Annotated in this window: 21 protein-coding genes, 1 tRNA gene and 1 pseudogene; 19 read left to right on the top strand and 4 right to left on the bottom strand. The window is 61.3% G+C overall.

Annotated elements, in window-relative coordinates; translation table 11 throughout:
* Positions 1-153: 153 nt before the first annotated feature.
* The 7 genes and pseudogenes from GTP58_RS12450 (at position 154) to GTP58_RS12425 (ending at position 10,112) form a co-directional block, all read left to right on the top strand.
* The gene (locus GTP58_RS12450) at positions 154-735 is read left to right on the top strand and encodes a hypothetical protein (RefSeq protein WP_161077743.1); all 582 of its coding nucleotides are present in this window, start codon (positions 154-156) and stop codon (positions 733-735) included.
* Between the two features lie 103 nt (positions 736-838).
* A pseudogene (locus tag GTP58_RS31920) lies at positions 839-1,297 on the top strand (TonB-dependent receptor plug domain-containing protein); the annotation flags it as partial.
* A gap of 384 nt (positions 1,298-1,681) precedes the next feature.
* On the top strand, positions 1,682-3,049 hold the full coding sequence (locus GTP58_RS31915) for a TonB-dependent receptor plug domain-containing protein (RefSeq protein WP_373924744.1): 1,368 nt from the start codon (positions 1,682-1,684) through the stop codon (positions 3,047-3,049).
* A 15-nt stretch (positions 3,050-3,064) separates the two neighbouring features.
* Positions 3,065-5,098 (top strand): M13-type metalloendopeptidase, encoded by a 2,034-nt coding sequence (locus GTP58_RS12440; RefSeq protein WP_161077741.1) that lies wholly within the window; start codon positions 3,065-3,067, stop codon positions 5,096-5,098.
* A 125-nt stretch (positions 5,099-5,223) separates the two neighbouring features.
* On the top strand, positions 5,224-7,221 hold the full coding sequence (locus GTP58_RS12435) for a M13 family metallopeptidase (RefSeq protein WP_202413711.1): 1,998 nt from the start codon (positions 5,224-5,226) through the stop codon (positions 7,219-7,221).
* Positions 7,222-7,316: 95 nt separating this feature from the next.
* Positions 7,317-9,353: a M13 family metallopeptidase gene (locus GTP58_RS12430; RefSeq protein ID WP_202413710.1), complete on the top strand. Its 2,037-nt coding sequence runs from the start codon at positions 7,317-7,319 to the stop codon at positions 9,351-9,353.
* Positions 9,354-9,638: 285 nt separating this feature from the next.
* Complete coding sequence (locus tag GTP58_RS12425; RefSeq protein WP_229215550.1) at positions 9,639-10,112, top strand: hypothetical protein; 474 nt, start codon at positions 9,639-9,641, stop codon at positions 10,110-10,112.
* Positions 10,113-10,161: 49 nt separating this feature from the next.
* On the opposite strand, the gene GTP58_RS12420 is transcribed toward GTP58_RS12425, so the two are convergent.
* On the bottom strand, positions 10,162-10,722 hold the full coding sequence (locus GTP58_RS12420; protein ID WP_161077738.1) for a cytochrome c5 family protein: 561 nt from the start codon (positions 10,720-10,722) through the stop codon (positions 10,162-10,164).
* Positions 10,723-10,924: 202 nt separating this feature from the next.
* On the opposite strand from GTP58_RS12420, the gene GTP58_RS12415 reads away from it, so the two are divergent.
* A tRNA-Arg gene (locus GTP58_RS12415) sits at positions 10,925-11,000 on the top strand.
* A 171-nt stretch (positions 11,001-11,171) separates the two neighbouring features.
* Here GTP58_RS12415 and GTP58_RS12410 read toward each other — a convergent pair.
* The gene (locus tag GTP58_RS12410; protein ID WP_161077737.1) at positions 11,172-11,333 is read right to left on the bottom strand and encodes a hypothetical protein; all 162 of its coding nucleotides are present in this window, start codon (positions 11,331-11,333) and stop codon (positions 11,172-11,174) included.
* 169 nt (positions 11,334-11,502) lie between these two features.
* Between GTP58_RS12410 and GTP58_RS12405 the strand changes: the two genes are divergently transcribed.
* The 10 genes from GTP58_RS12405 to GTP58_RS12360 are packed head-to-tail and all read left to right on the top strand — an operon-like array spanning position 11,503 to position 18,798.
* Positions 11,503-12,603, top strand: a complete 1,101-nt coding sequence (locus tag GTP58_RS12405; protein WP_229215549.1) for a sigma-54-dependent Fis family transcriptional regulator — start codon at positions 11,503-11,505, stop codon at positions 12,601-12,603.
* Positions 12,604-12,617: 14 nt separating this feature from the next.
* Positions 12,618-13,253 (top strand): cytochrome c biogenesis heme-transporting ATPase CcmA, encoded by a 636-nt coding sequence (gene ccmA / locus GTP58_RS12400; protein WP_229215548.1) that lies wholly within the window; start codon positions 12,618-12,620, stop codon positions 13,251-13,253.
* Positions 13,247-13,915, top strand: a complete 669-nt coding sequence (gene ccmB / locus GTP58_RS12395) for a heme exporter protein CcmB (RefSeq protein ID WP_161077735.1) — start codon at positions 13,247-13,249, stop codon at positions 13,913-13,915. The genes ccmA and ccmB overlap by 7 nt, the downstream gene beginning before the upstream one ends.
* Positions 13,916-13,941: 26 nt before the next feature.
* The gene (gene ccmC / locus GTP58_RS12390) at positions 13,942-14,712 is read left to right on the top strand and encodes a heme ABC transporter permease CcmC (RefSeq protein WP_373924743.1); all 771 of its coding nucleotides are present in this window, start codon (positions 13,942-13,944) and stop codon (positions 14,710-14,712) included.
* Entirely contained in the window at positions 14,709-14,855 is a 147-nt protein-coding gene (gene ccmD / locus GTP58_RS12385; RefSeq protein ID WP_072787917.1) for a heme exporter protein CcmD, read from the top strand. The genes ccmC and ccmD overlap by 4 nt, the downstream gene beginning before the upstream one ends.
* Positions 14,852-15,292 (top strand): cytochrome c maturation protein CcmE, encoded by a 441-nt coding sequence (gene ccmE, locus GTP58_RS12380; RefSeq protein ID WP_161077733.1) that lies wholly within the window; start codon positions 14,852-14,854, stop codon positions 15,290-15,292. The genes ccmD and ccmE overlap by 4 nt, the downstream gene beginning before the upstream one ends.
* Complete coding sequence (locus GTP58_RS12375) at positions 15,289-17,232, top strand: heme lyase CcmF/NrfE family subunit (protein ID WP_161077732.1); 1,944 nt, start codon at positions 15,289-15,291, stop codon at positions 17,230-17,232. The genes ccmE and GTP58_RS12375 overlap by 4 nt, the downstream gene beginning before the upstream one ends.
* Before the next feature lie 12 nt (positions 17,233-17,244).
* A complete protein-coding gene (locus GTP58_RS12370; RefSeq protein WP_161077731.1) occupies positions 17,245-17,772 on the top strand; it encodes a DsbE family thiol:disulfide interchange protein in 528 nt (175 codons plus the stop codon).
* Entirely contained in the window at positions 17,765-18,151 is a 387-nt protein-coding gene (locus GTP58_RS12365; protein ID WP_072787926.1) for a cytochrome c-type biogenesis protein, read from the top strand. The genes GTP58_RS12370 and GTP58_RS12365 overlap by 8 nt, the downstream gene beginning before the upstream one ends.
* Positions 18,148-18,798: a tetratricopeptide repeat protein gene (locus GTP58_RS12360; protein ID WP_161077730.1), complete on the top strand. Its 651-nt coding sequence runs from the start codon at positions 18,148-18,150 to the stop codon at positions 18,796-18,798. The genes GTP58_RS12365 and GTP58_RS12360 overlap by 4 nt, the downstream gene beginning before the upstream one ends.
* A gap of 2 nt (positions 18,799-18,800) precedes the next feature.
* Here GTP58_RS12360 and groL read toward each other — a convergent pair whose 3' ends face one another.
* Positions 18,801-20,423: a chaperonin GroEL gene (gene groL / locus GTP58_RS12355; protein WP_161077729.1), complete on the bottom strand. Its 1,623-nt coding sequence runs from the start codon at positions 20,421-20,423 to the stop codon at positions 18,801-18,803.
* A 247-nt stretch (positions 20,424-20,670) separates the two neighbouring features.
* On the opposite strand from groL, the gene GTP58_RS12350 reads away from it, so the two are divergent.
* The gene (locus tag GTP58_RS12350) at positions 20,671-23,376 is read left to right on the top strand and encodes a TonB-dependent receptor (protein ID WP_161077728.1); all 2,706 of its coding nucleotides are present in this window, start codon (positions 20,671-20,673) and stop codon (positions 23,374-23,376) included.
* Between the two features lie 34 nt (positions 23,377-23,410).
* Here the strand turns inward: GTP58_RS12350 and GTP58_RS12345 are convergent, their stop codons facing one another.
* The gene (locus tag GTP58_RS12345; RefSeq protein WP_161077727.1) at positions 23,411-24,133 is read right to left on the bottom strand and encodes a lectin; all 723 of its coding nucleotides are present in this window, start codon (positions 24,131-24,133) and stop codon (positions 23,411-23,413) included.
* Position 24,134: the final 1 nt, after the last annotated feature.

Below are 24,134 nucleotides of genomic sequence, written 5' to 3'. Positions count from 1 at the left end.
TGTGTATCCCTAACGTTCACGACAGTAAATAATTGTAAGAAGCCCTGTAACAGCAAAAACCGCGACCTACACTGAGCTCGTATTTCTCTCTACCCTGAAGTGGTTTTCGCCTGCGCCCCAAGCGCAGGCTTTTTTTTATCTACGGAGTCTTGCATGCGATTGTTGTCACGTTCCTCCTCCCTGGCCCTGTGCCGCCTGAGTGCTGCGCTGGCCTTGTCGGCAATGTTGTCGTCCGCCTTGGCGACACCGGTGATGGACATGCGCGCGGACGATTATCTGCCGATGGCCGCCGAACTGAAGAAGTCGCTGAACCTGAACGCCAACCAGCAGACGCTGTGGTCGCAGACGGAAACCAAAACCCGCAACCTGCTGCGCGAACGTAAGGCGCGCCGCGAGCGCTTGCAGGAGGCCACCTTGGCCGGCGCCCAAAGCGCCACTGCCGAATTGCGCGATCTGAGCAAGGCGATAGATGAGGAGACCACACTCGGCGCCAGCGAGGAAAGGCAGCTGCGCGAATGGTGGCTGACTGTCAACGATGCCTTGACGGAAAGCCAGCGCCAGATGGTGGTGCAGCTGATCAGCGAACAATTGCAGCGCGCGCAGGACAATGGCGGCGGCGCCCGCCCGGAGCACAAGGAAGAGGGCGGCGAGCATCGCAGCGGTGGCCGTCGCGGCGGCGCCAGCATGAAAGGGCCGGGCGGCGCCAATATCAGCCTGCCAGGCGGTGGCAGCTAGCAGCAGCCCTGGCTTGTGTATCGTAAAGTAAAAAGCAGGCTGCAAGCGGATTTGCGGCCCGTGCTGACGGTAGAATTCCCGCAAGAATTCCACCCACACGATCATGAGCAAATTATTTCCCCTCGCCTGGCTGGCCATGCTGGGCGCGGCTGACGCTGGCGCGCAGACTTCCAACGCGGCGGCGGATGCAGCGCAGCCGGCGGTCAAAGCCGCTGCGGATGGCAAGCAGATCCAGCAAGTCACCATCAGCGGCGGGCGCGCCAGCGATATGGACGAACGCCGCAACTCGGTGGCGGGCAAGCAGGTCTATGGCCGCGAGGAGCTCGACCGCAATGGCGACAGCAACCTGGGCGATGTGCTCAAGCGCCTGCCGGGCGTGACCATCGGCGGCCGCCCCGGCCGTGGCGGCGACGTGCGGATGCGCGGCATGGGCAGTGGCTATACACAGATCCTGCTGAACGGCGAACGTCCGCCAGCCGGCTTCTCAATGGAGTCGCTGTCGCCGGACCAGGTGGAGCGCATCGAGATCATGCGCGGCCCGGTGGCGGAACACAGCACACGCGCCATTGCCGGCACCATCAACATCATCCTGCGTGACGGCTACCTGCAGCGCGACAACCAGCTCAAGCTCACGGATACGGTCGAGCAGGGCCGCCATGCGCCGAATCTCTCGCTGACAGTGCCGGGCAAGACCGGCAACCTGACCTGGCTGCTGACCGGCTCGGTGTTTGAAAACCATCAGCACGACCAGAGCGAAACGCACAACCTCGATACGCGCGACGATGGCGTGACGGTGGAGGACGAGAGCGTCCACGACCAGACCACGCGCGAAACGCGCGGCCTGCATCTGACGCCGCGCCTGTCCTATAAATTTGACAGCGGCGACACGCTGAACTTCCAGCCTTTTGTGATGGTCAACCGCAGCGACGGCAACGCGCGCAGCGACCTGCTGCAGAATGCCGGCCTGCAACCGCCTGAGTACAACCTGGCACTGACCAGCACGCATTCCGAATCCACCTTCCTGCGCGGCTTCGGCAATTGGGTACACAAACTGGACGGCGCATCCAAGCTGGACGTCAAGTTCGGCTTCGGCGCCGGCCACAGCGACAACGACTCGGTGCGCTACCAGTACGATGCAGCAGGCGTTTTCCTCAACCGCTACGTCGATACCGCCAGCGTGCGGGACCGCAGCGCCAACAGCGGCGGCAAGTACAGCACGCCGATCGGCCGGCAGCATGCGCTGGCGGCCGGCTGGGACATCGAGCTGGGTCACCGCGAGGAAACCAAGACCTCGCTCGATAAGGACGGCAAGGCTCAGTTTGACGGCTCGGGCGACAACCTCACGGCCAATACGCGCCGCCTGGCGGCGTTCGTGCAGGATGAGTGGGATATCTCCTCGCAATGGTCGGGCTATGCCGGTGTGCGCTGGGAAGGCATCCGCACCACCAGCAGCAATGCGGCCGGCGACATCAGCAACACCAGCAGCGTGCTGAGCCCTCTGCTGCATGCCGTGTACCGCATTCCCGGCAGCCAGAAAGACCAGATCCGCGCCAGCCTGACCAAGAGCTACAAAGCGGCCAATATCCAGGACCTGATTGCCTTGCCGTCGCTGTCGCGGCTGAACTCGCCGTCACGTCCGGACCGCACCGGCAATCCCAACCTGAAGCCGGAACTGGCGACGGGGCTGGACCTCGCCTACGAGCACTACCTGGGCCGCGCGGGCATTGTCAGCGTGAGCGGCTTCATCCGCGACATCGATGACCTGATACGGCGCGATATCTCGCAGCAGCAGACCAGCATCGGCCCGCGCTGGGTATCGACGCCGCGCAATATCGGTCACGCGCGCACCAAGGGCATCGAACTGGAAGCCAAGTTCCAGCTGCAGGAACTGGTGGCGGACGCGCCGGCGATTGATTTCCGCTCCAACTACAGCCATTTCTGGTCCAGCGTGGACGACATCCCTGGCCCGAACAATCGCCTGGATGCGCAGCCCAAACAGACCGCCAACGTCGGCCTGGACTACCGCATGAAGGCTGTGCCGCTGACCTTGGGCGGCAGCCTGAACTGGACGCCGGAGACGCTGATCCAGAGCAGTCTGTCGCAGCTGGTTTACACTAGCCGCAAGCGTTCACTGGATGCCTATGCCTTGTGGAAGTTCAACGCCCGCAATCAGCTGCGCATTTCCGCCAACAACCTGGCGGCGGAGGACGCCATCGGCGCCAATACGGTGATCGGCAATGGCCTGACACAACTGGCCAACACGATCAACCAGACTTACACGGTCTGGAGCGTCAAATATGAAATGAAGTTCTAACCATAAGGACAAGCTGTGAAACCACTTCTGCTGAGCGCACTGACCCTGAGCCTCGTCACTGCCTTTGCCACCGCTGCGGAGCCTGCCGCACCGGTCTCCGGCATCGAAATTCCCAATATGGACACCAGCGTGCGGCCACAAGATGACTTCTTCACCTATCTGAACGGCAGCTGGCTGAAGACCACCGAGATTCCATCGGACAAAGCCAGCTGGGGCACGTTTGCCAAGCTGCGCGACGATACCTTGCCGCAGCTGCGCGAGCTGATCGAAAAGGCGGAAGCGGAGAAGGGCAAGAAAGCCGGCAGCGAACCGCAGAAAATCGCCGACCTGTACGCCAGCTTCATGGACGAGAAGAAGCTCGATGAGCTGGGCTTCCGTCCCGTCACCGGCGAGCTGAACCGCATCCGCGCGCTCAAGGACAAGAAAGGCCTGCCCATGCTGATCGCCCACCTGGGCCAGATCGGCATTACCACGCCGTACAGCGTCAGCGTGCGCCAGGATGCGCGCGCGTCGACCAAGTATGCGGTGTATATCGGCCAGAGCGGCCTCGGCCTGCCGGACCGCGACTACTATCTGAAAAAAGACGATCCGAAGATGGCCAGTGCGCTGGCCAAGTATGAGCTGCACATCGCCAAGATCCTTGGCCTGGCCGGCGACCACGAAGCCGCTGCCAACGCCAAAAAAATCGTCGCGCTGGAAACCGCCCTGGCGGAAGCGCAATGGACCAAGGTCGAGAACCGCGATCCGGTCAAGACCTACAACAAGATGCCGGTCAAGCAGCTGGCCGAACTGGCGCCCGGCTATGACTGGGGCCACGCGCTGGCCGCAGCGGGCGTGGGCAACAAGATCAGCGACGTGATCGTGCGCCAGCCGTCGTTCCTGAGCGGCTTCAATGCCGTGCTGGACAAGACCGACCTGCCGACCTGGAAGGCTTACTTCCAATGGCAGCTGCTGCAGGAAACCTCGCCTTACCTGTCCAGCGATTTCGCCGACGCGCACTTTGATTTCTACAGCACGGTGCTGACCGGCGTGGCCGTCAAGCGTCCGCGCTGGAAAGATGCGGTGTCGCTGGTGGAAGGCAGCCTGGGCGAAGCGCTGGGCAAGCTGTATGTGGCCGAGCACTTCCCGCCGGAGCGCAAGGCGCGCATGGATGCGCTGGTGAAGAACCTGCTGGCCGCCTACAAGACCAGCATCGACAGCCTGGACTGGATGAGCCCGGCCACCAGGATCGAAGCGCAGGCCAAGCTGGCCAAGTTCACGCCGAAGATCGGCTATCCAACCAAGTGGCGCGACTATTCGTCGCTGACCATCATCAAGAACGACCTGGTGGGCAACGTGCTGCGTTCGTCCAACTTCCAGTACCAGCGCATGATCACCAAGCTGGGCAAGCCGGTCGACCGCGAAGAGTGGGGCATGACGCCGCAAACCATCAACGCCTACTACAACTCGACCATGAACGAGATTGTGTTCCCGGCCGCGATCCTGCAACCGCCGTTCTTTGACGCGCGCGCCGACGATGCGGTGAACTATGGCGCGATTGGCGCCGTCATCGGCCACGAGATCAGCCATGGCTTCGACGACAAGGGCAGCCAGTCCGATGGCGACGGCAACCTGCGCGACTGGTGGAGCAAGGAAGACCGCGCCAACTTCAAGACCAAGGCCGACGCGCTGGTCCAGCAGTACAACAGCTTTAGCCCGCTGCCTGGCTACCACGTCAATGGCGAACTGACGCTGGGCGAAAACATCGCCGACAACAGCGGCGTGGCCATCGCTTACAAGGCTTATCTGCTGTCGCTGGGCGGCAAGCCGGCGCCGGTGATCGATGGCTTCACGGGCGAGCAGCGCTTCTACATGGGCTTTGGCCAGATCTGGCGCGTGAAGATGCGCGAGAACCAGCAGATCCTGCAGATCAAGACCGATCCGCATTCGCCGGGCCAGTTCCGCACCAATGGTCCGGTGGTCAACCAGCCGGGCTTCTATGACGCGTTTGGCGTCAAGCAGGGCGACAAGCTGTATGTTGCGCCCGAACAGCGCGTGATTATCTGGTAAGCGTTTTTCCCGCGTAAAAAAAGCCACCCGGGGTGACCTGGCGTGGCTTTTTTGTTATGGTTGCAAGACTTGCCTATACATATATCGGAGATATAGTCTTGAAAGCACATTTGCTCAGCGCCCTGATGCTGGCGCTGCTGGCCTCGGCTGGCGTACATGCAGAACCTAAAACCTCGGGCGTGGATGTGGCCAACATCGACACGAGCGTCCGCCCGCAGGACGATTTCTTTAAAAACCTCAACGGCAAATGGCTGGCGCGCACGGAAATCCCGTCCGACAAGTCGAGCTGGGGCTCGTTTGAAAAGCTCGATGATGACACCAAGCCGCAGCTGCGCGCCATCATCGAAGCGGCCGCGGCCGACCCCAACAAGCAGCCAGGCACGGACGCCCAGCGCATCGGCGATTTCTTCGCCAGCTATATGGATGAAGCCAGGCTGGAGGAGTTGCGCCTGGCGCCGTTGAAGGCCGACTTCGACCGCGTCGCCGCGCTCAATGACAAACAGCAGATCCCGGCGCTGATTGCCCACTTCAACCGCTACTACATCGCGCCGTACGCCTTTACCATTCATCAGGACAACAAGGATTCGACCAAGTACGTGGCCGACATCGTGCAGGAAGGCCTGAGCCTGCCGGACCGTGATTACTACCTCAAGAAGTCGGACAAGAAGCTGGCTGATGCGCTGGCCAAGTTCGAGCTGCACGTCGCCAAAATGCTGGGCATGGCCGGCAACCCCAATCCGGCGGCGGACGCGAAAGCCATCGTTGCGCTGGAAACCGAGCTGGCCAAGGTGCAGTGGACGCAGGTGCAGTTACGCGATCCGGTCAAGGCTTACAACAAGGTGCCGCTGGCCCAGCTGTCCAGGCTGGCGCCCGGTTACGACTGGACCACGTGGCTCAACGATACCGGCATCGGCGGCAAGGTCGATTACGTGATTGTCAGCCAGCCGAGCTACATCACCGGCTTTAACCAGGTGCTCAACAAAGTGCCGCTGGCGACCTGGAAGGTGTACTTCCAATGGCAGGTATTGCACGGTAACGCCGCTTATCTGTCCAAGGATTTCGCGCAAGAGAATTTCGCCTTCTACGGCAAGGTGCTGAGCGGTGTGGACGAGCAGGAGCCGCGCTGGAAGCGGGCCGTCAACGCCACCGACAGCGCGCTGGGCGAAGCGTTGGGCAAGCTCTACGTTGAGCAATACTTCCCGGCCGAGCGCAAGGCGCGCATGGAAGCGCTGGTGAAGAATCTGCTGGCCGCGTTTGGGCAAAGCATCGACACGCTGGACTGGATGGGGCCGGAAACCAGGCAGCAGGCGCAAGCCAAGCTGGCCAAGTTCACCACCAAAATCGGCTATCCGAACAAGTGGCGTGATTACTCGACGCTGGTGGTGGTCAAGGACGACCTGGTGGGCAACCGGATGCGTTCGCGCGCGTTTGAGTACGCCAAGGAAGTCAACAAGCTGGGCAAACCGATCGACCGCGATGAATGGGGCATGACGCCGCAAACCGTGAACGCCTACTACAACCCGGAGATGAACGAGATCGTGTTCCCGGCCGTGATCCTGCAGCCGCCGTTCTTCAATGCCGACGCCGATGATGCGGTCAACTATGGCGCCATCGGCGCGGTGATCGGCCACGAAATCAGCCACGGCTTCGATGACCAGGGCGCGCAGTACGACGGCGACGGCAACCTGCGCGACTGGTGGACCAAGGCCGACCACAAGAACTTCGCGGCCAAGACCAAGATGCTGGTCAAGCAGTACAACGCCTACAGCCCGGTCAAGGGCTACCACGTCAACGGCGAGCTGACTCTGGGCGAAAACATCGCCGACAACAGCGGCGCGGCGATTGCCTACAAGGCTTACCTGCTGTCGCTGAATGGTCAACCGGCGCCGGTGATTGATGGTTTGACGGGCCAGCAGCGTTTTTACATGGGCTTTGGCAAGGTCTGGCGCAGCAAGATCCGCGACGCGCAGCAAATCGTTTATCTCAAAGTCGACCCGCATTCGCCGGACCAGTTCCGCGCCAATGGCACGGTGCGTAATCAGCCAGGTTTTTACGAGGCTTTCGGCGTTAAAGCCGGAGATAAGTTGTATTTGCCGCCTAAAGACCGTGTCATTATGTGGTAATGCTGTGATATAAAGCCGTACGGCCCATCAGAGCAATGGGCCTTCACTTAATTTAGAAGGAAAATCCCGTGAAACGTCATCTCGTAAGTGCATTGATGCTGAGCCTGATCGCAGGCCTGGCAGGCGCAGCGGATAGCGCCAAAAGCGCCGCTCCTACCAGCGCAAAAGTAGCAAGCAAGCCAGCCTCCGGCATCGCCGTGGAATACATCGACCCGTCGGTCCGTGTGCAGGACGACCTGTTCACCCACATGAACGGCAAATGGCTGGCCGCGACCGAAATCCCGGCCGACAAATCGAGCTGGGGCTCTTTCGCCAAGCTGCGTGATGACATCCAGCCGCAACTGCGCGCGATTATCGAAGGCGCTGCCGCCAGCAAGAACGGCGGTCCGGACGCCCAGCGCATCGGCGACTTCTACAACAGCTTCATGGACGAAGCCAAGCTGGAACAGCTGGGCATCACCCCGCTGAACGGCGAACTGGCCAAAGTGGCCGCCATCACCGACAAGAAACAGCTGCCGGCACTGATCTCGCACTTCAACCAGATCGGCGTGAGCGCACCGTACGGCTACGGCATCCACCAGGACAACAAGGATTCGACCAAATACGTGGCCGACCTGTACCAGGACGGCCTGGGCCTGCCGGACCGTGACTACTACCTGAAAGCCGACGACGCCAAACTGGCGGACGCACTGGCCAAGTACGAACTGCACGTCGGCAAAATGCTGACGCTGGCAGGCGATGCCCACGGCGCCGCCACCGCCCACGCGGTAGTCGAGTTCGAAAAAGAACTGGCCAAGCTGCAATGGACCAAGGTCGAGCTGCGCGACCCGATCAAGGCCTACAACAAGGTCGACATCGCCAAGCTGGGCGAGGTGGCGCCAGGCTACGACTGGAACGCCTATCTGACCGACGCTGGCGTGGCCGGCAAAGCCAGCTACGTGATCGTCAGCCAGCCTAGCTACCTCAAAGGCATGACCGCGCTGCTGGAAGCGACCCCGCTGGAGACCCTGAAAGCCTACTTCCAATGGCAAGTGGTACGCGCCAACGCGCCTTACCTGAGCAAAGCCTTCGTGGATGAAAACTTCGCGTTCTACGGCACCGTGCTGAGCGGCGTAACCGAACAGCGTCCACGCTGGAAACGCGGCGTCAGCGTGACCGAAGGCGCGCTGGGTGAAGTAGTCGGCAAGCTGTACGTGGAAGAGCACTTCCCGGCCGAACGTAAAGCCCGCATGGAAGCGCTGGTGAAAAACCTGCTGGCCGCCTACAAGACCAGCATCGACAAGCTGGACTGGATGACCCCAGCCACCAAGAAGCAGGCGCAAGCCAAGCTGGCCAAGTTCACCACCAAGATCGGCTACCCGAACAAATGGCGCGACTACTCGGCGCTGGTGGTCAGCAAGGACGACCTGGTCGGCAACGTGATCCGTTCGCACCAGTTCGACTACAACAAGGAACTGAACAAGCTGGGCAAACCGATCGACCGCGACGAATGGGGCATGACGCCACAGACCGTCAACGCCTACTACAACCCGGAAATGAACGAAATCGTGTTCCCGGCAGCGATCCTGCAGGCGCCGTTCTTCAATGCGGACGCGGATGACGCGGTCAACTACGGCGCCATCGGCGGCGTGATCGGCCACGAAATCAGCCATGGCTTCGACGACCAGGGCGCCCAGTACGACGGCGACGGCAACCTGCGCGACTGGTGGACCGCCGCCGACCACAAAGCGTTTGGCGCCAAGACCAAGATGCTGGTCGAGCAGTACAACCAGTTCAGCCCGCTGCCTGGCTACCACGTCAACGGCGAACTGACCCTGGGCGAAAACATCGCCGACAACAGCGGCGTGGCGATTGCATACAAAGCCTACAAGCTGTCGCTGAAAGGCAAGAAAGCCCCGGTCATCGACGGTCTGACTGGCGACCAGCGTTTCTACATGGGCTTTGCCCAGGTATGGCGTCTGAAAATGCGTGAAGCGCAGCAGATCGTCCAGATCAAGACCGACCCGCACTCGCCAGGCCAGTTCCGCGCCAACGGCCCGATGCGCAACCAGCCAGGCTTCTACGACGCCTTTGGCGTCAAGCCAGGCGACAAGATGTACCTGGCACCAAAAGACCGCGTGATCATGTGGTAATGATCTAAGCAAGCCAAGGCCGCAGCGATGCGGCCTTTTTTAATCCGGGGTCAGTTCTTGCAATCCAACACGAGCTCTGCCGTAGCGACCGCTACGGCAGAGCTCGTGTTGGATTGCAAGAACTGACCCCGGTGTTAGACCCGACCCCGGTGTTAGACCCCGGTGTTACACTAGCGGCTTCCGATCAAGACGTTTGATTTCATGCGCCTGCGTTACTCCGCTCCTCTTATCTTGCCGCTGTTGTTGAGTGCCTGTGGCGAATCTTTCACACCGGTTGATGTGTACATGGCCAAGACGCCGGAGTGCAGCAACTGGCAGGAAGGCTCGCGCTTCGAGCTGCCGCGCGGGATCAGCGTATCGACCACGCCGCCCGTGACGCTGCCGGATGGCGGCGCCGAGTTCACGTTTGTGTACCTGGTGCCGCGTGGCGAGCGCGCGTTGTTCCAGACCCGCGACTATACGGTCACGCAGCCTAAAGGCCCGGTCGTGGCCAAGGCGCAGCTGGTCACCTTCTATCAGCGCACCACCAATTCACCGGCCGAAATCGTCGAGTCGATTCCCAAAGTGCCGGACATGCTGATCGCCGGCGCCACCGGCGAGGAAACCATCTGGCGCGTGCGCCTGCGCGTGACCGAGAAATTGCCGCAGCGCTTCGACCTGACGCCGCCCGCGTTCGAGATTGCGCTGCACAAGTATCCGATGCGTACCTTCACTTACCGCTACTTCGCCGACCGTAAAGCCTTCGGTTTGTGCAGCTGATAAAAAAACCGGCCTGAAGGCCGGTTTTTTATTTGGTGGTGGAGGCAGCTTATTTGGCAGCGTCTTTGGCGGGTTCCGCAGCAGCAGCAGCGGCTGGTGCTGCTGGCACTTCAGGTTCCTTGAACTTGCCGCCCGCATGGTTGGCCATCCAGACCACAGCGCGCGCCACTTCCACATCATCCAGATCCGGATTGCCGCCTTTGGCTGGCATGGCGCGCAGGCCTTCCAGCGCGTGCTTGACCACCGTGTCGTAGCCTTGCGAGATGCGCGCGCTCCAGGCGCCGGCATCACCGAACTTCGGCGCACCAGCCACGCCAGCACCATGGCAGGCCGCGCACGTCGAGGTGTAGATGGCTTCGCCGGTCTGCAGCACTTTCGGACCGTTGGCGTCTTTGAGGGTATAGCCGTCGTCAGCGACGGGGGCGATGCGGGTGGCGATTTCTTCCGGGGCCTGGCTGTTGGAGCCAGCGCCCGTCAGCTTGGTAGTCGTGACAAACTGGACCAGAAGAACAATGCCGAAAATGACTATTGCGAAGAAGCCGATAACAGCTATCACGAGTTGCTTTGGCGTTCTGATGACGGATTCGTGTTCGTTATGTGTATCGCTCATGATTTCCTTAACAGACTAAATTCATGCCGGGTGGCGCGAAGAGTGGATCAGCAGCTACCTTGTAAAACATTCACCAAACGGCTGATTATAGACACAAGAATGCCGCGAGGGAAACGCAAACTTGTTTAAAACGACACTACCCCATGGACGGTTGCCAATAAAAACGGTATCCTACGGCACACCTTCGTGTATCCCCCCTGTCGCGGCTGTAGCTCAGTGGATAGAGTATTGGCCTCCGAAGCCAAGGGTCGTGGGTTCGATCCCCGCCAGCCGCACCATAATTTCTCTTAAAATCAACAGGTTAGACTAGGTCATGTTGCTGTCGTCGCAGCAACATGGTGACCAGTTCCCTGTCTGCTCCAGCGCCCGCAAGCGCCGCGCTGCGCGTCAATTCCCGCAATTATCAGCTATAGATGCGTGGTAATTTTCTCCGCATTTTTTGACTCACATCAAAATGCTCCGAAATTCAAAAATATCCGGCCATTTTCCCATTTGATATGCTGCGCCGCAGCATAAATACTGTTAAATCCTTCCCGCAATATAAAAAACAACAGAATCTGTTGTTGCCGCGCTGTTGCTGGGCTGTTGATGTTCTGCTGTGTTTTCAACACCTCTTTGCGCCTCATAGGAGAGTTGTCGCTTTATCCAAAATGTGAATTTATATCATCGAAATCATTCGTGTGCGCTGCATCAAATTCCTCTTAGTCTAGGGTGACTTACTAATAACAATGAATGGGATGCGCAGTGGACAAACTACTCACTTTTCCGGGGCAATCCGACATGACATTGTCGATACGCGCCAAGGCAATGTTGTTCCATGATCCGCGTTCGTCCGAATTGCTGCAGCAGGTCGAACGTATCGCGCGTAGCGATGCCACGACCCTGATTGTGGGCGAGACGGGCACCGGAAAAGAACTGATTGCCCGTCATATCCATACCCAGAGCGGCCGCCGTGGTCCGTTTGTGGCCGTCAACTGCGGCGCTTTCAGCGAATCGCTGATCGACGCGGAATTATTCGGACACGAGGCAGGCGCCTTCACCGGCGCCACCCAGGCGCGCTCCGGCTGGTTCGAAGCAGCCAACGGCGGCACGCTGTTCCTCGACGAAATCGGCGACCTGTCGCCAGCGCTGCAAGTCAAGCTGCTGCGCGTGCTGCAGGAGCGCCAGGTGGTGCGGCTCGGTGCGCGCCAGCCGATTCCGCTGAATGTGCGGCTGGTGGCGGCCACCAACGTCGATCTGCACAAGGCCATTGCGGCCGACCGCTTCCGCTCGGACCTGTATTACCGGCTGGGCGTGGCGACCATCAACCTGCCGCCGCTGTGCGAGCGTACTGGCGATATCCTGCCGCTGGCGCGTCATTTCATCGAGGTCTATGGCGGCAAGCTGAATCTGCACCACGTGACGCTGTCGTCGGAAGCCAAGATGGCGCTGCTGTCGTACGGCTGGCCAGGCAATATCCGCGAGCTGGAAAACGTGATCCATTTCGCCCTCATCGTCTGCCGCGACAACCTGATACAGGCCGAAGACCTGAAGCTGACTGGCTTGGCGCACCGCAGCCAGCAACAGCCGGTGCGCCAGCCCGCTGCCGCAACCGCCTCCTCGGCTGCGATCGACGCCGATGGCTTCCAGCAGCAGCTGTCGGCGCTGGTGAACAGCATGATCGAATCGGATCAGCCGGACCTGTTCGACCGCATGGAGGCGGGGCTGGTGCGTACGGCGTTTGAAGTGTGCAACCGCAATCAGGTGCAGACGGCGCGCGCGCTGGGCATCAGCCGCAATATCCTGCGCACCCATCTGAAGCGCTTTGGCCTGATCGGCTTCGATGGCGGCAGCGGCGATCTGTCGGCAAGCACGGGCCGTGGCGAAGCGCTGCAGCACTGATGGGTGTACAGACCATGTCTCTGCAAGCACACCAGCTGGCGTGCGCGCGCGGTGAGCGCCAGCTATTCAGTGATCTGAACTTCGAACTGCAAAGCGGCGAGGCGTTATGGCTCAAGGGCCGCAACGGCAGTGGCAAGAGCAGCTTGCTGCGTTTGCTGTGTGGCCTGGGCCGGCCGCTATTGGGGGAGGTGCGCTGGAACGGTACGCCGATTCAGCGCCTGCGCGAGGATTATCACCGGCAGCTGATCTACTGCGGCCACGCCAGCGCCATCAAGGATGATTTGTCGGCCTGGGAGAATGTGGTGGTCAGCAGCACGCTGTCCGGCGTGGCGTGCAGCCGCGATCAGGCGCTGGTGGCGCTGGTCAGCGTGGGGCTGGGCGGTTCGGCCGAACTGCCTGCGCGCGCACTGTCGCAAGGGCAGCGTCGCCGCGTTGCGCTGGCCCGATTGGCGCTCGACCGCTTGCCTCCCTTGCTGCTGCTGGATGAACCCTTTGTCGCGCTGGACCAGCCGGCCGTGCAGACCTTGTGCCGCACGCTGAACCGGCACCTGGCCGGTGGCGGCATGCTGGTCTACACCACGCATCAGGCGCAAGCGCTGGAGGCGCGCAGGCTGGGGCAGTTCGATCTCGATCAGCTGGCGCCATGGTGAACGCGCTGCTGCAGGTGATACGGCGCGATCTGCTGCTGGCCTTCCGTCGCCGTACCGATGTACTGGGGACGCTGGTGTTCTTCGTCATCGTCTGCACCCTGTTCCCGCTGGGACTGGGACCGCAACCGGCGTTGCTAAGAACGTTGGCGCCTGGCGTGCTGTGGGTGGCGGCGCTGCTGGCCAGCACACTGGCGCTGAACCGGTTGTTTGGTGCGGATTATGCGGATGGCACGCTGGAACAGCTGCTGTTGTCGCCGGAGCCGCTGGTGCTGATCGTGGCCGGCAAGATCGTCGCGCACTGGCTGATTAGCGGCCTGCCGCTGGTGCTGCTGACACCTTTGCTGGCCTTGCAGTTCGACCTCGACGCCAGCGCCACCATCGCGCTGATATTGAGCCTGCTGGTTGGCACGCCGGCATTGAGCCTGGTTGGAAGCATCGGCGCGGCGCTGACGCTGGATGTGCGTGGCGGCGGCGTGCTGGTGGCGCTGCTGGTATTGCCGCTGTATGCACCGGTGCTGATTTTTGGCGCGGGCGCCGCATCCGCAGATGCGGGCGGCACGCTGGTCGAAGCCAATCTGCTGCTGCTTGGCGGGCTGCTGGCCGCCGCAGCTGCACTGGCGCCGTGGGCTACCGCATCGGCGTTACGGATTTCGCTTGAATAGATAAAAAGGATAACGTTGTGCTGAGTATCAGAACTTCTATTGCAGACCAGCCGCCGCGTACCAGCCACTGGCTGCGCTACGCCGCGCCGCAGGCCTTTGTGCCACTGGCAGACCGCCTGATTCCGTGGCTGCATGGCGTTGCTGTGCTGCTGGCGCTGGCCGGGCTGTATATCGGCCTGTTCGCCGCGCCAACCGATGCCCAGCAGGGCGATGCTTACCGCATCATCTTCGTGCATGTCCCCGCCGCATGGCTGTCGATGCTGATTTATCTGGCCATGGCTTTCTGGTCGGCGCTTGGCCTGGTACTGAACACCCGGCTGTCGGCCATGATGGCCAGCGCATTGGCGCCGACCGGCGCGCTGTTCACCTTTCTCGCGCTGTGGACCGGTGCGCTGTGGGGCAAGCCAACCTGGGGCACGTGGTGGGTGTGGGATGCGCGCCTGACGTCGGAGCTGATTTTGCTGTTCCTGTACATCGGCTTCATGGCGCTACAGGCGGCCATTGCCGATCCGCGCCGCGCCGACCGCGCGGGCGCCGTGGTGGCGCTGGTGGGGGTGGTGAATGTGCCCATCATCTATTTCTCCGTCCAGTGGTGGAACACGTTGCACCAGGGCGCATCGGTATCGCTGCGCACCGCACCATCGATGGCGACGCTGATGCTGCAAGGGATGCTGCTCATGACGCTGGCCTTGTGGGCCTATGCCATCGGCGCCACATTGCAGCGGCTACGCACCATTGTGCTGGAGCGCGAACGCCATGCAGACTGGGTTCAGCGCTACCTGGGAGCACAAGCATGATCTGGGATAGCTGGAATGATTTCCTGGCGATGGGCGGCTACGCGCGCTATGTCTGGGGCGCTTTCGCAGTCACCGCGCTGGCGCTGCTGATCGAGCAGCTGGCATTGCGGGCGCGTCGCCGTGCAGCGGAGCAGCGTTCATGACGCGCCGCCAGCAACGCCTGATACTGGTGGTAGTTACGTTGATCGCATTGGCGCTGGCCACCTGGCTGATCCTGTCGGCGTTCAGGAAGAACCTGGTGTTCTTCTATACGCCGACGCAGGTCCTGGCGGGCGAGGCGCCGCACAACCGCAGCTTTCGCCTTGGCGGCATGGTTGAAGCGAACAGCCTGACACGCGCAGAAGACGGCATCACAGTCAGCTTTATCGTCACCGATATGGCACGCGGTGTGCCGGTGCATTACCGTGGCATCCTGCCGGACCTGTTCAAGGAGGGCAAGGGTGTAGTCGCACAAGGCAGGCTGGATGCGGACCACCGTTTCGTCGCGGAGGAAGTGCTGGCCAAGCACGATGAAAACTACATGCCGCCCGATGCTGCCTATGCATTGAAAAAAGGACTGGCCGCGAAGGTGGACAAATGATAGCGGAACTTGGCAATTTCACGCTGATGCTGGCGCTATGCCTGGCGCTGGTGCAAGGCAGCTTGCCGCTGCTGGGTGCCTGGCGTGGACAGCGAAGCTGGATCGCGCTGGCACGGCCGGCGGCGGCAGGGCAGTTCGCCTTTGTGGCCTTGGCGTTTGGCTGCCTGGTAGCGGCCTTTGTGGGCAACGACTTTTCCGTCGCCTATGTCGCAGCCAATTCCAATTCCATGCTGCCGTGGTACTACCGCGTGGCGGCGGTATGGGGCGGACATGAAGGTTCGCTGCTGTTGTGGGTCTTGATACTGGCTTGCTGGACGGCGGCGGTGGCGCTGTTCAGCAAGCGCTTGCCGCCAGCGCTGGCAGCGCGTGTGCTGGCTGTCATGGCGTGGATCAGCGTTGGCTTCCTGCTGTTCATGCTGTTCACGTCGAACCCCTTTGAACGCCTGCTGCCCGCCGCGCGCGATGGCCGCGACCTGAATCCCTTGCTGCAGGACCCCGGCATGATCTTCCATCCACCGCTGCTGTATATGGGCTATGTCGGTTTTTCGGTAGCGTTTGCATTTGCCATTGCCGCGCTGCTGGGCGGCGAACTGGATGCTGCCTGGGCGCGCTGGTCGCGGCCATGGACACTGGTTGCCTGGGCCTTCCTGACGCTGGGGATCTTCCTCGGCAGCTTCTGGGCCTACTATGAACTGGGCTGGGGCGGCTGGTGGTTCTGGGATGCGGTGGAAAACGCTTCCTTCATGCCCTGGCTGGTCGGCACGGCGCTGATCCACTCGCTGGCGGTCACGGAGAAACGCGGCAGCTTCAAGAACTGGACCGTGCTGCTGGCCATCGTCGCCTTCTCGCTGTCGTTGCTGGGAACCTTCCTGGTGCGCTCCGGCGTGCTGACATCGGTGCATGCGTTTGCCACCGATCCGCGCCGTGGCCTGTTTATCCTGGCCTTCCTGGCATTGGTGATCGGTGGTTCGCTGGCGCTGTATGCCTGGCGCGCGCCGTCGGTCGGGGCCGGGGAACGCTTTGCAGTGTTCTCGCGCGAGTCGCTGCTGTTGCTGAACAACGTGCTGTTGTTGACGGCGGCAGCCACTGTGCTGCTGGGGACTTTGTATCCTTTATTTCTGGATGCGCTGGAGCTTGGAAAAATCTCGGTCGGTGCGCCATATTTTGAAGCGGTGCTGGTGCCGTTGTTCCTGCCCGTGCTGGTGCTGATGGCGGCCGCACCTTTCGTTGAATGGAAGCGTGCGGCGTGGGGCAAGGTTGGCGGACGGCTGTCGAAAATCGCGCAGATTGCCCTGTTGTTCGGGTTGACCGCCTGGCTGGGTTTGAAATACCGGCCGGCCGTCGCCGCTGGACTCATGCTGTCACTGTGGATTGTCCTGGGCACCGGTTTGCACCTGGCGCAGCGCCGCAACGTGGTGAAACAGCCATTGGGTTACTGGGGCATGCTGGCTGCGCATGCGGGCATCGCCGTGTTTGTGTTTGGCGTCACGCTGGTCAAAGGTGGGGAGGTATCCGAAGACGCCAGCCTGCGCGTGGGCGAGAGCCTGGTCAGCAATGGCTTGCGCTACAGCTTCGTGAATCTGCAAAAGGTGGATGGTCCCAACTACGTCGCCGCACGCGCCACTTTCGAGGTAGTCGATGCCGATAACAACGTGGTGACCCTGCAACCGGAGAAGCGCTACTACACCGTACAGCAGATGCCGATGACGGAAGCGGCGATCGAGCGAGGCTTCACGCAGGATATCTACCTGTCGCTGGGCGAGCCGGGCAAGGACGGCGCGTGGCTGGTACGCATGCAGCGCAAGCCTTTCATGGGCTGGATCTGGGCCGGTTGTCTGATGATCGCCGCCGGTGGATTGTTGGCCGCAACGGACCGCCGATACCGGCTGGGCCGGCGCGAAGCAGCAACCCAGGCAACCGGCGCCGCAGTACTTGTTTAACGAGGACAGAGAATGAAACGATACATACTGCCACTGGGCGGCTTTGCCGTGTTGCTGGTGTTCCTGGGCATCGGCCTGCGGCTCAAACCACAGGACATCCCGTCGCCGCTGGTGGGCAAGCGCGCACCGGAATTCAACCTGACGCAGGTGGGCGATGCGCGCGAAACATTCCGTTCCACTGACATGCGCGGCAAGGTATGGGTATTGAACGTATGGGCTTCCTGGTGCGGCCCTTGCCGCGCGGAGCATCCGGCGTTGCTGGAGCTGTCAAAACTCAAGGTGGTGCCGGTGGTTGGCCTGAATTACAACGATCAGCGCGGCGATAGTCAGCGATGGCTGAACGAGTTTGGTAATCCATACCAGGCTACCGCCTTTGATGGCGACGGCAAGACCGGTATCGAATTCGGTGTGTACGGTGTGCCGGAGACTTTTGTCATCGACAAGCAGGGCTTGATCCGCCTGAAACTGACAGGTGGCCTGACGTCGGCGCAGATCAAGGAGCAGCTGCTGCCGCTGATCCAGGAACTGAACCATGGTTAGCCGATGGCGTGTCGCCGTCCTGCTGTTGTGGGCCGCAATCGCCAGTGCGGACGATGCGGCGCTTGAACGCCGCGTCACCCATGTGGCGGAACAGCTGCGTTGCCTGGTGTGCCAGAACCAGAGCATCGCAGATTCGCACGCCCAGCTGGCGCTGGATTTAAAGCGCGAGGCGCGGCTGCAGCTGTCGCAAGGGAAGTCGGAGCAGCAGGTAATTGACTTCATGGTGCAGCGCTATGGCGACTTTGTGTTGTATCGGCCGCCGTTCAAAGCCGCGACCTGGATATTATGGCTAGGCCCCTTCGCATTGCTGGCGGCGGGTGTGGCAACGCTGCTGTATCAGCTACAACGCCGGGCCGGCAGTGGAGAGCACGAACAATGACAGTCTTTATTCTGATTGCCAGCCTGCTGCTGACGTGTGCACTAGGATTTGTATTGCCGCCTTTGTGGCGGTCAGCAGGCGAATCGGTCCAGCGTTGGCCTGTGTGGACGGTGTCGCTGGGTGTGCCTTTGCTGGCGGTGTCGCTGTATGCGGTGCTGGGTAATCCCAATGGCCTGCGCCCGGCACCGGAGGCTGCACGCAGCAGCGATATCGGCCCGGCGCAGGTGGAGCAGATGGTTGCGCGGCTGGCTTCACGGCTGGCGCAGCAGCCGGATGATGCCGCCGGCTGGCGCATGCTGGCGCGTTCGTATGAGACCTTACGCCGCTTCGAGCAGGCAGCGGACGCATATCGCCATTTGCAGGTGCTGGAGCCGGAGAATCCTGATGTACTGGTCGATTATGCTGTGGCGCTGGGTATGTCCACAAGCGGCACGCTGGCGGGTGAACCGGAGACGCTGCTGGCCAAAGCGCTGTCGATTGATCCGAACCATATCCAGGCACTGGCCTTGTCTGGCAGCGCGGCGCTGGAACGCGGCGACGCGGCCAGCGCGGTCAAGGCATGGAAGAAGATACTGGCGCTGGTGCCGGCGGATTCGGATATCGGCCGCTCGATCGCGGCCAATATCGCCAAGGCCCAGGCCAGATAACGCTAAGCTGCTTCCTCGTGATGGTGGTCATCGTGCGGATCGCGTGGCTGCGGTATGGCATAGATACCGGCTGCGGTGGTCAACAGCAGGCCGGCCACAGAAGCTGCGCTTTGTAGCGCCACGCGCGTGACCCTGGCGGGATCGAGGACGCCCAGTTCTACCAGGTCGCCATAACTGTCGTCCGCCGCGTTGTAGCCGAAGTCACCTGTTTCTTGCAGTACGCGTTCCAGCACCACGGATGGAGAGACGCCGGCGTTGACCGCAATCTGCCGCAATGGCGCTTCTATCGCGCGCAGCAGGATGGCGATGCCGGCGTCCTGGCCGCTATTGGTGCCACGCAGCACAGGCAGCGCTTGCCGTGCGCGCAACAGGGCGACGCCGCCACCAGCGACCACCCCTTCCGCGATGGCGGCGCGGGTGGCATGCAGTGCATCTTCCAGGCGCGCCTTCTTCTCGGCCATTTCGGATTCGGTCGCGGCGCCAAGCCGGATCACCGCTACGCCGCCGGCCAGCCCGGCCAGACGCTGCTGCAACTGGTCACGGTCATAGCCTGCCGACGTGGCCGAGATTTCTGCCTGAATTTGCTCACTGCGCGACGCAATCGCTTCGGCGGTGCCACTGCCATCGATGATGGTGGTGTATTCCTTGCCTGCCTCCACCCGCCGCGCCTGGCCCAGGTCGGCCAGCGTCAACGTCGCCAACGTCAGGCCGCTATCGCTGCTGAGCAAACGTGCACCGGTCAGCGCTGCCAGGTCTTCCAGGCTGGTGCGACGGCGCTCACCGTAGCCGGGCGCTTTGACGGCGAGCGCCTTTAGCACACCACGGTTGTGATTCAGTACCAGCCCCGCGAGTGCATCGCCGGTGATCTCCTCGGCGATAATCAGCAGCGGGCGTGCTGCCTGTGCTGCCAATTCAAGCACAGGAAGCAGGTCGCGCAGCTTGTCCAGCTTCTGGTCCGCCAGCAGTATCAATGGCCGCTCCAGTTCTGCGACGCCACGAGCGGCGTCGTTGATGAAGTAGGGCGATAGGTAACCTCGCGCGAATTGCAAACCTTCCGCAACTGTCAGCTCGTCATCCAGCGTGGGTCCATCTTCGACTGTAATCACGCCATCCTTGCCAACGCGTTCGTAAGCCTCCGCAATCAGTTTGCCGATGACCGCGTCGCTATTGGCTGACACGGTGGCCACTTGCGCGATCTCGCTACTGGTGGCAACTGGCCGCGCCAGCGCTGCCAGTTGTTCGACGATGGCGTTCACCGCCAGGTCAATGCCGCGTTTGAGATCGATGGGGCTGAAGCCGCTGGCCTCGTGCTTCAAGCCTTCGCGGGCGATGGCCTGGGCCAGTACGATGGCAGTGGTGGTGCCATCGCCGACGCTGTCGCCGGTGCGGGCCGATACTTCGGTCGCCAGTTGCACGCCCATATTATGCAGTGGATCGCCGAGCGAGATCTCGCGCGCGACGGTCACGCCATCCTTGGTCCATACAGGCGGTGCGGCGCCGCGCTCCACTGCAGCATGGCGACCGCGCGGCCCTAGCGTGAGCTTGACTGCATCCGCCAGTAAATTGAAACCGGACGCCAGGCGCGCCCGCGCATTCAGACCGAACACTACATCTTTTGCACTCATGTTTTCTTTCGAAAGTCGCTCGTTGCGGAAATTGTAGGTGCGTAGCCGCTGGTCGCAAAGTAAGACATCCGCATTTGCATAGCGGCTTTAGGTATAAGGGAAAAGCTGTTGGCTATGCAGCAGCTGGCAAACAGGAACAGCGGCGTAATCAACAATGATGGCAGCGGAAAACCGCCTTGTCGTACGACGGCGTGGTGGCATGCGACTTGCAAAGACGATGTTGCCTTCACTTTACAGATGACACATCATGACTGATTTCTCCTTGCGTCACGGTCGCGTACCGTTCCGTCTTTCTTCCATCGCCACCGTGGTGCTCATGGCTTGCGGACCGGCCTATGCTGCCGATCCTACCGTCGCTGAATTGCAGGCCGAAATCGCACGCCTCAAACAGATCATTGCCGCACAGGGTGGCGCCGTTGCCGAACCGGTTGCCGTTGCACCTACTTCGGTTCCTGCCTCAACGCCGGAACCAGAAGAAGCGCAAACGCTGGGCGAATTGACTGTCCGTGCGCGCAACCGCCTGGAGCGGCTAAAAGAGGTACCGGTATCGATCTCGGTTGTCTCCGGCAATGAGCTGGATAACCTGCAGGCGCGTGACGTTGCCTCCATCACCCAGCGCGCGGCCAACGTCTCGTGGAACCAGGGGAATGCGCGTACCAGCGCAATTTCCATCCGAGGACTGGGCAAGCAAGCGCAGACTGATGCCATGGATCCCAGCGTCGGCATCACTGTGGATGGCGTCAGCTACGCCTACAACCCGCTGTCGTCGTTTGACTTCTACGATGTCGACGCCGTGGAAGTGCTGCGCGGCCCTCAAGGTACGCTGTACGGCAAGAACGCCAGCATGGGCGCCATCAATATCACTACCCGCAAGCCTACGTTCACACCGGACAGCAGCTTCTCCCTGGCGCTGGGTGAAAACAACCGCGTGATTGCCAACGCTGCCGTGGGTGGCCCGCTCATCGATAACTTGCTGGCATGGCGCGCCGCGTTCACGGTCGACAAGGGGCAAGGTGTTTATCCAAATGCCTACAACGGCGATTTCGGCTACAAGAACAAGGACAATGTCTCCGGCCGCGTGCAATTCCTGCTGACGCCTACCGCCGACTTCAGTGCTCTGCTCAAGCTGGAAGTCACGCCGCGTCACGAAGAGTATTACAACGGCTGGACCTTCTTCACGCCGACGCCGACCCAATATGCCAATGGCTTGCCCAACCCTTTGTCCACCGACGCCGCCACGCGTCTGACCCGCCGCTGGTTCCAGCAGCAGGCTGATTACACTTATGCCGGTAATTATCTGGCGGCGCAGGTCAATCAGGACAACCAGCGGCCACTGGTCACCGCTACCAATGGCGCCTCCGCCACACTCACCTGGAAGCTGGGCGAATACACGCTCACCTCGATCAGCGGCTATAAGGACTTCTACTTCCAGGCCCGCAACGACGAAGGCACGCCATTCGACATCAGCAAGAACGGTGGCGGTTATGTGTCGCGGAATGCCCAGGTCAGCGAGGAGTTACGCCTGACTTCACCCGTCGGCGGTGCGGTCGATTATCAGACCGGTTTGTATTTGCTGTCGCAGAAGAACAACTACAGTTCGCGCACCGGCTTTGGTTCGGATGCCGGCGCATGGTTCGCTACCGGCGCGCAGTACACGGCGCTGGACAAGGATGGCGCTGGCCGTTACCTGTTGCAGAATTCCCTGAGCCGGCTGGAGACCAATACGCCGCAGGACATCCACAGCAAGAGCGCAGCCTTGTATGGCCAGGCCAACTGGCACGTCTCGGAGCGGTTGACGGTGACTGGTGGCCTGCGTATCACGGCAGAAGACCGCAAGAATTCATCCACCAAGTTTATCGCTGAAGAAGGCTTTGGTTCGGAGTTGGACCCGGCTGTCGTCAACGGTATCGCCACGGGTGGCTTCAACAGCGACGCCAATGGCAACCTTGCCGTCAACGGTAATACGGCGGCGCAGCTGGCACTGGCCAACCTCGCGGCGCAGAAGTACTTTGGCGTGGCCTATGCGGCGCTGACTACCGACCAGAAAAAACAGCTGGCGGCTGCCAAGGCGATACGCGCAGCAAATATTGGCGTGGTCTATAACACCACCAGGGCGGACACCATCCATGATCGCCAGCCGACTATCCTGCTCAGCCCCAGCTACAGGATCAACGACAACGTGACGAGCTATGTCTCGCTCCAGTACGGCGAAAAGGCGGGTATCGCGCAGGTCATCAATGGTTATTCCAACAACGCCAGACCTGAGAAATCCACGTCCTACGAAATCGGCGTGAAGACCACGCTGCTGGACAAGAAGCTGACGCTGAGTGCTGACCTGTTCCTCAATAATATCAAGGACTACCAGCAGGCAGTGCAGGTCTATGACGCCTACACCACGGCGCAGAAGAGCGATGGTACGCTTTACTACACCGCCGCCACCGGCAATGCGGCCAAGGTGCGTGCCCAAGGTCTGGAGTTTGACGGCGTGTATAGCGGCCTGCCCAATACCGTGCTGCGTTTCTCGGGCGCGTACAACGACGCTTACTATAAGGACTTCAAAAACTCGTCCAACCCACTGGAGATGGCCAACCTGGCGACGCCTTACCGCGACGTCACCGGTCAGAATCTGCCTGGTGCGGCCAAGTTCACCTTCAATGTGGGTGGCGAGTACCGTGCCCCGGTCAAAGGCTGGAACAAGGAATTCCACGCCAATTTCAACACTGCGTACAGCAGCAAGTACAACTCGGATGTGTCCTTGTCCAGTTATGCGTGGGTGCCTGCGTATAGCATCACCGACTTTGGGATTGGCCTTGGTACGCTCGACAAGAAGTTTGATGTCACGTTGCTGGCCAAGAACCTGTTCGATGACAGGACTTCGCAAGTGGTGACCTGGAATAGCTATGTGCCGGCAGTAGGGCGCTGGGTGGGGATTGTATTTAGCGGAAAACTATAAGCCTCATTCCCGCTTGCGCGGGAATGAGGATGTATCAGTTTGCGGCGAAGCAGTACAGCAGGCCGGCGCCGCCGGTGGCCACTAGGTTGGCCTGGCCGCAGCCCCGGCTTGGGTGCGCAGCGTTCCACGAGGTGTTACCACCGCCAGTGCGGTCGAAGTGACCCAACTGCGCCGAACCATCCGCGGCACTGGACGTGTAATTTTTGCAGGTATGGTCGGCCGCATCGGCAAAGGCGCGGCCGTCAGGCGTCGAACCGGTGATGATGTCATGCTCGTTCGGCTTGTCGCCCGCGCCTTTGACCGCCTCGTTTTTCTCCGTCAGCACTGTGGTGCGAGACAGGTTGTTGCCCAGGCGTGCCGCATCCAGCGTGTCGCCATGCAACTGCGCCACGTCGCGGGCGATCTGCACGCCACGCGTGTTGAACCAGGGACCATTGCCGATGCGGTCGCGCGCATTGACGGCGGGCTTGCCTTCGGCCGGCTGGGTGCTCAGATAGGCGTGCCAGGTCTGCTTGCCTGCGCCGACCGACGCCGCCAGCTTCTGACAGTGTGCATCGGCGCCTTCCAGGCCGCCCAGGTCAGCGCCTTTGCCCACGCCTTCGCTGGTGACGAAAAAGCTGAGTGGCTTGGCGGGATCGGTGGAGCGGGCGGTATTAGGCTGTGCCGGAGCTTGTTGCGCCTGTTGCGCAAAGGCCGCGCCGGCGGCTACGCACAGCGCCGTGACGGCGCCGCAAATCAGGGTAGAAGTTTTGGTCATG

The organism is Duganella sp. CY15W (assembly GCF_009857555.1).
Lineage (GTDB): Bacteria > Pseudomonadota > Gammaproteobacteria > Burkholderiales > Burkholderiaceae_D > Rugamonas > Rugamonas sacchari.
This window is presented reverse-complemented; position numbering and strand designations above follow the sequence as displayed.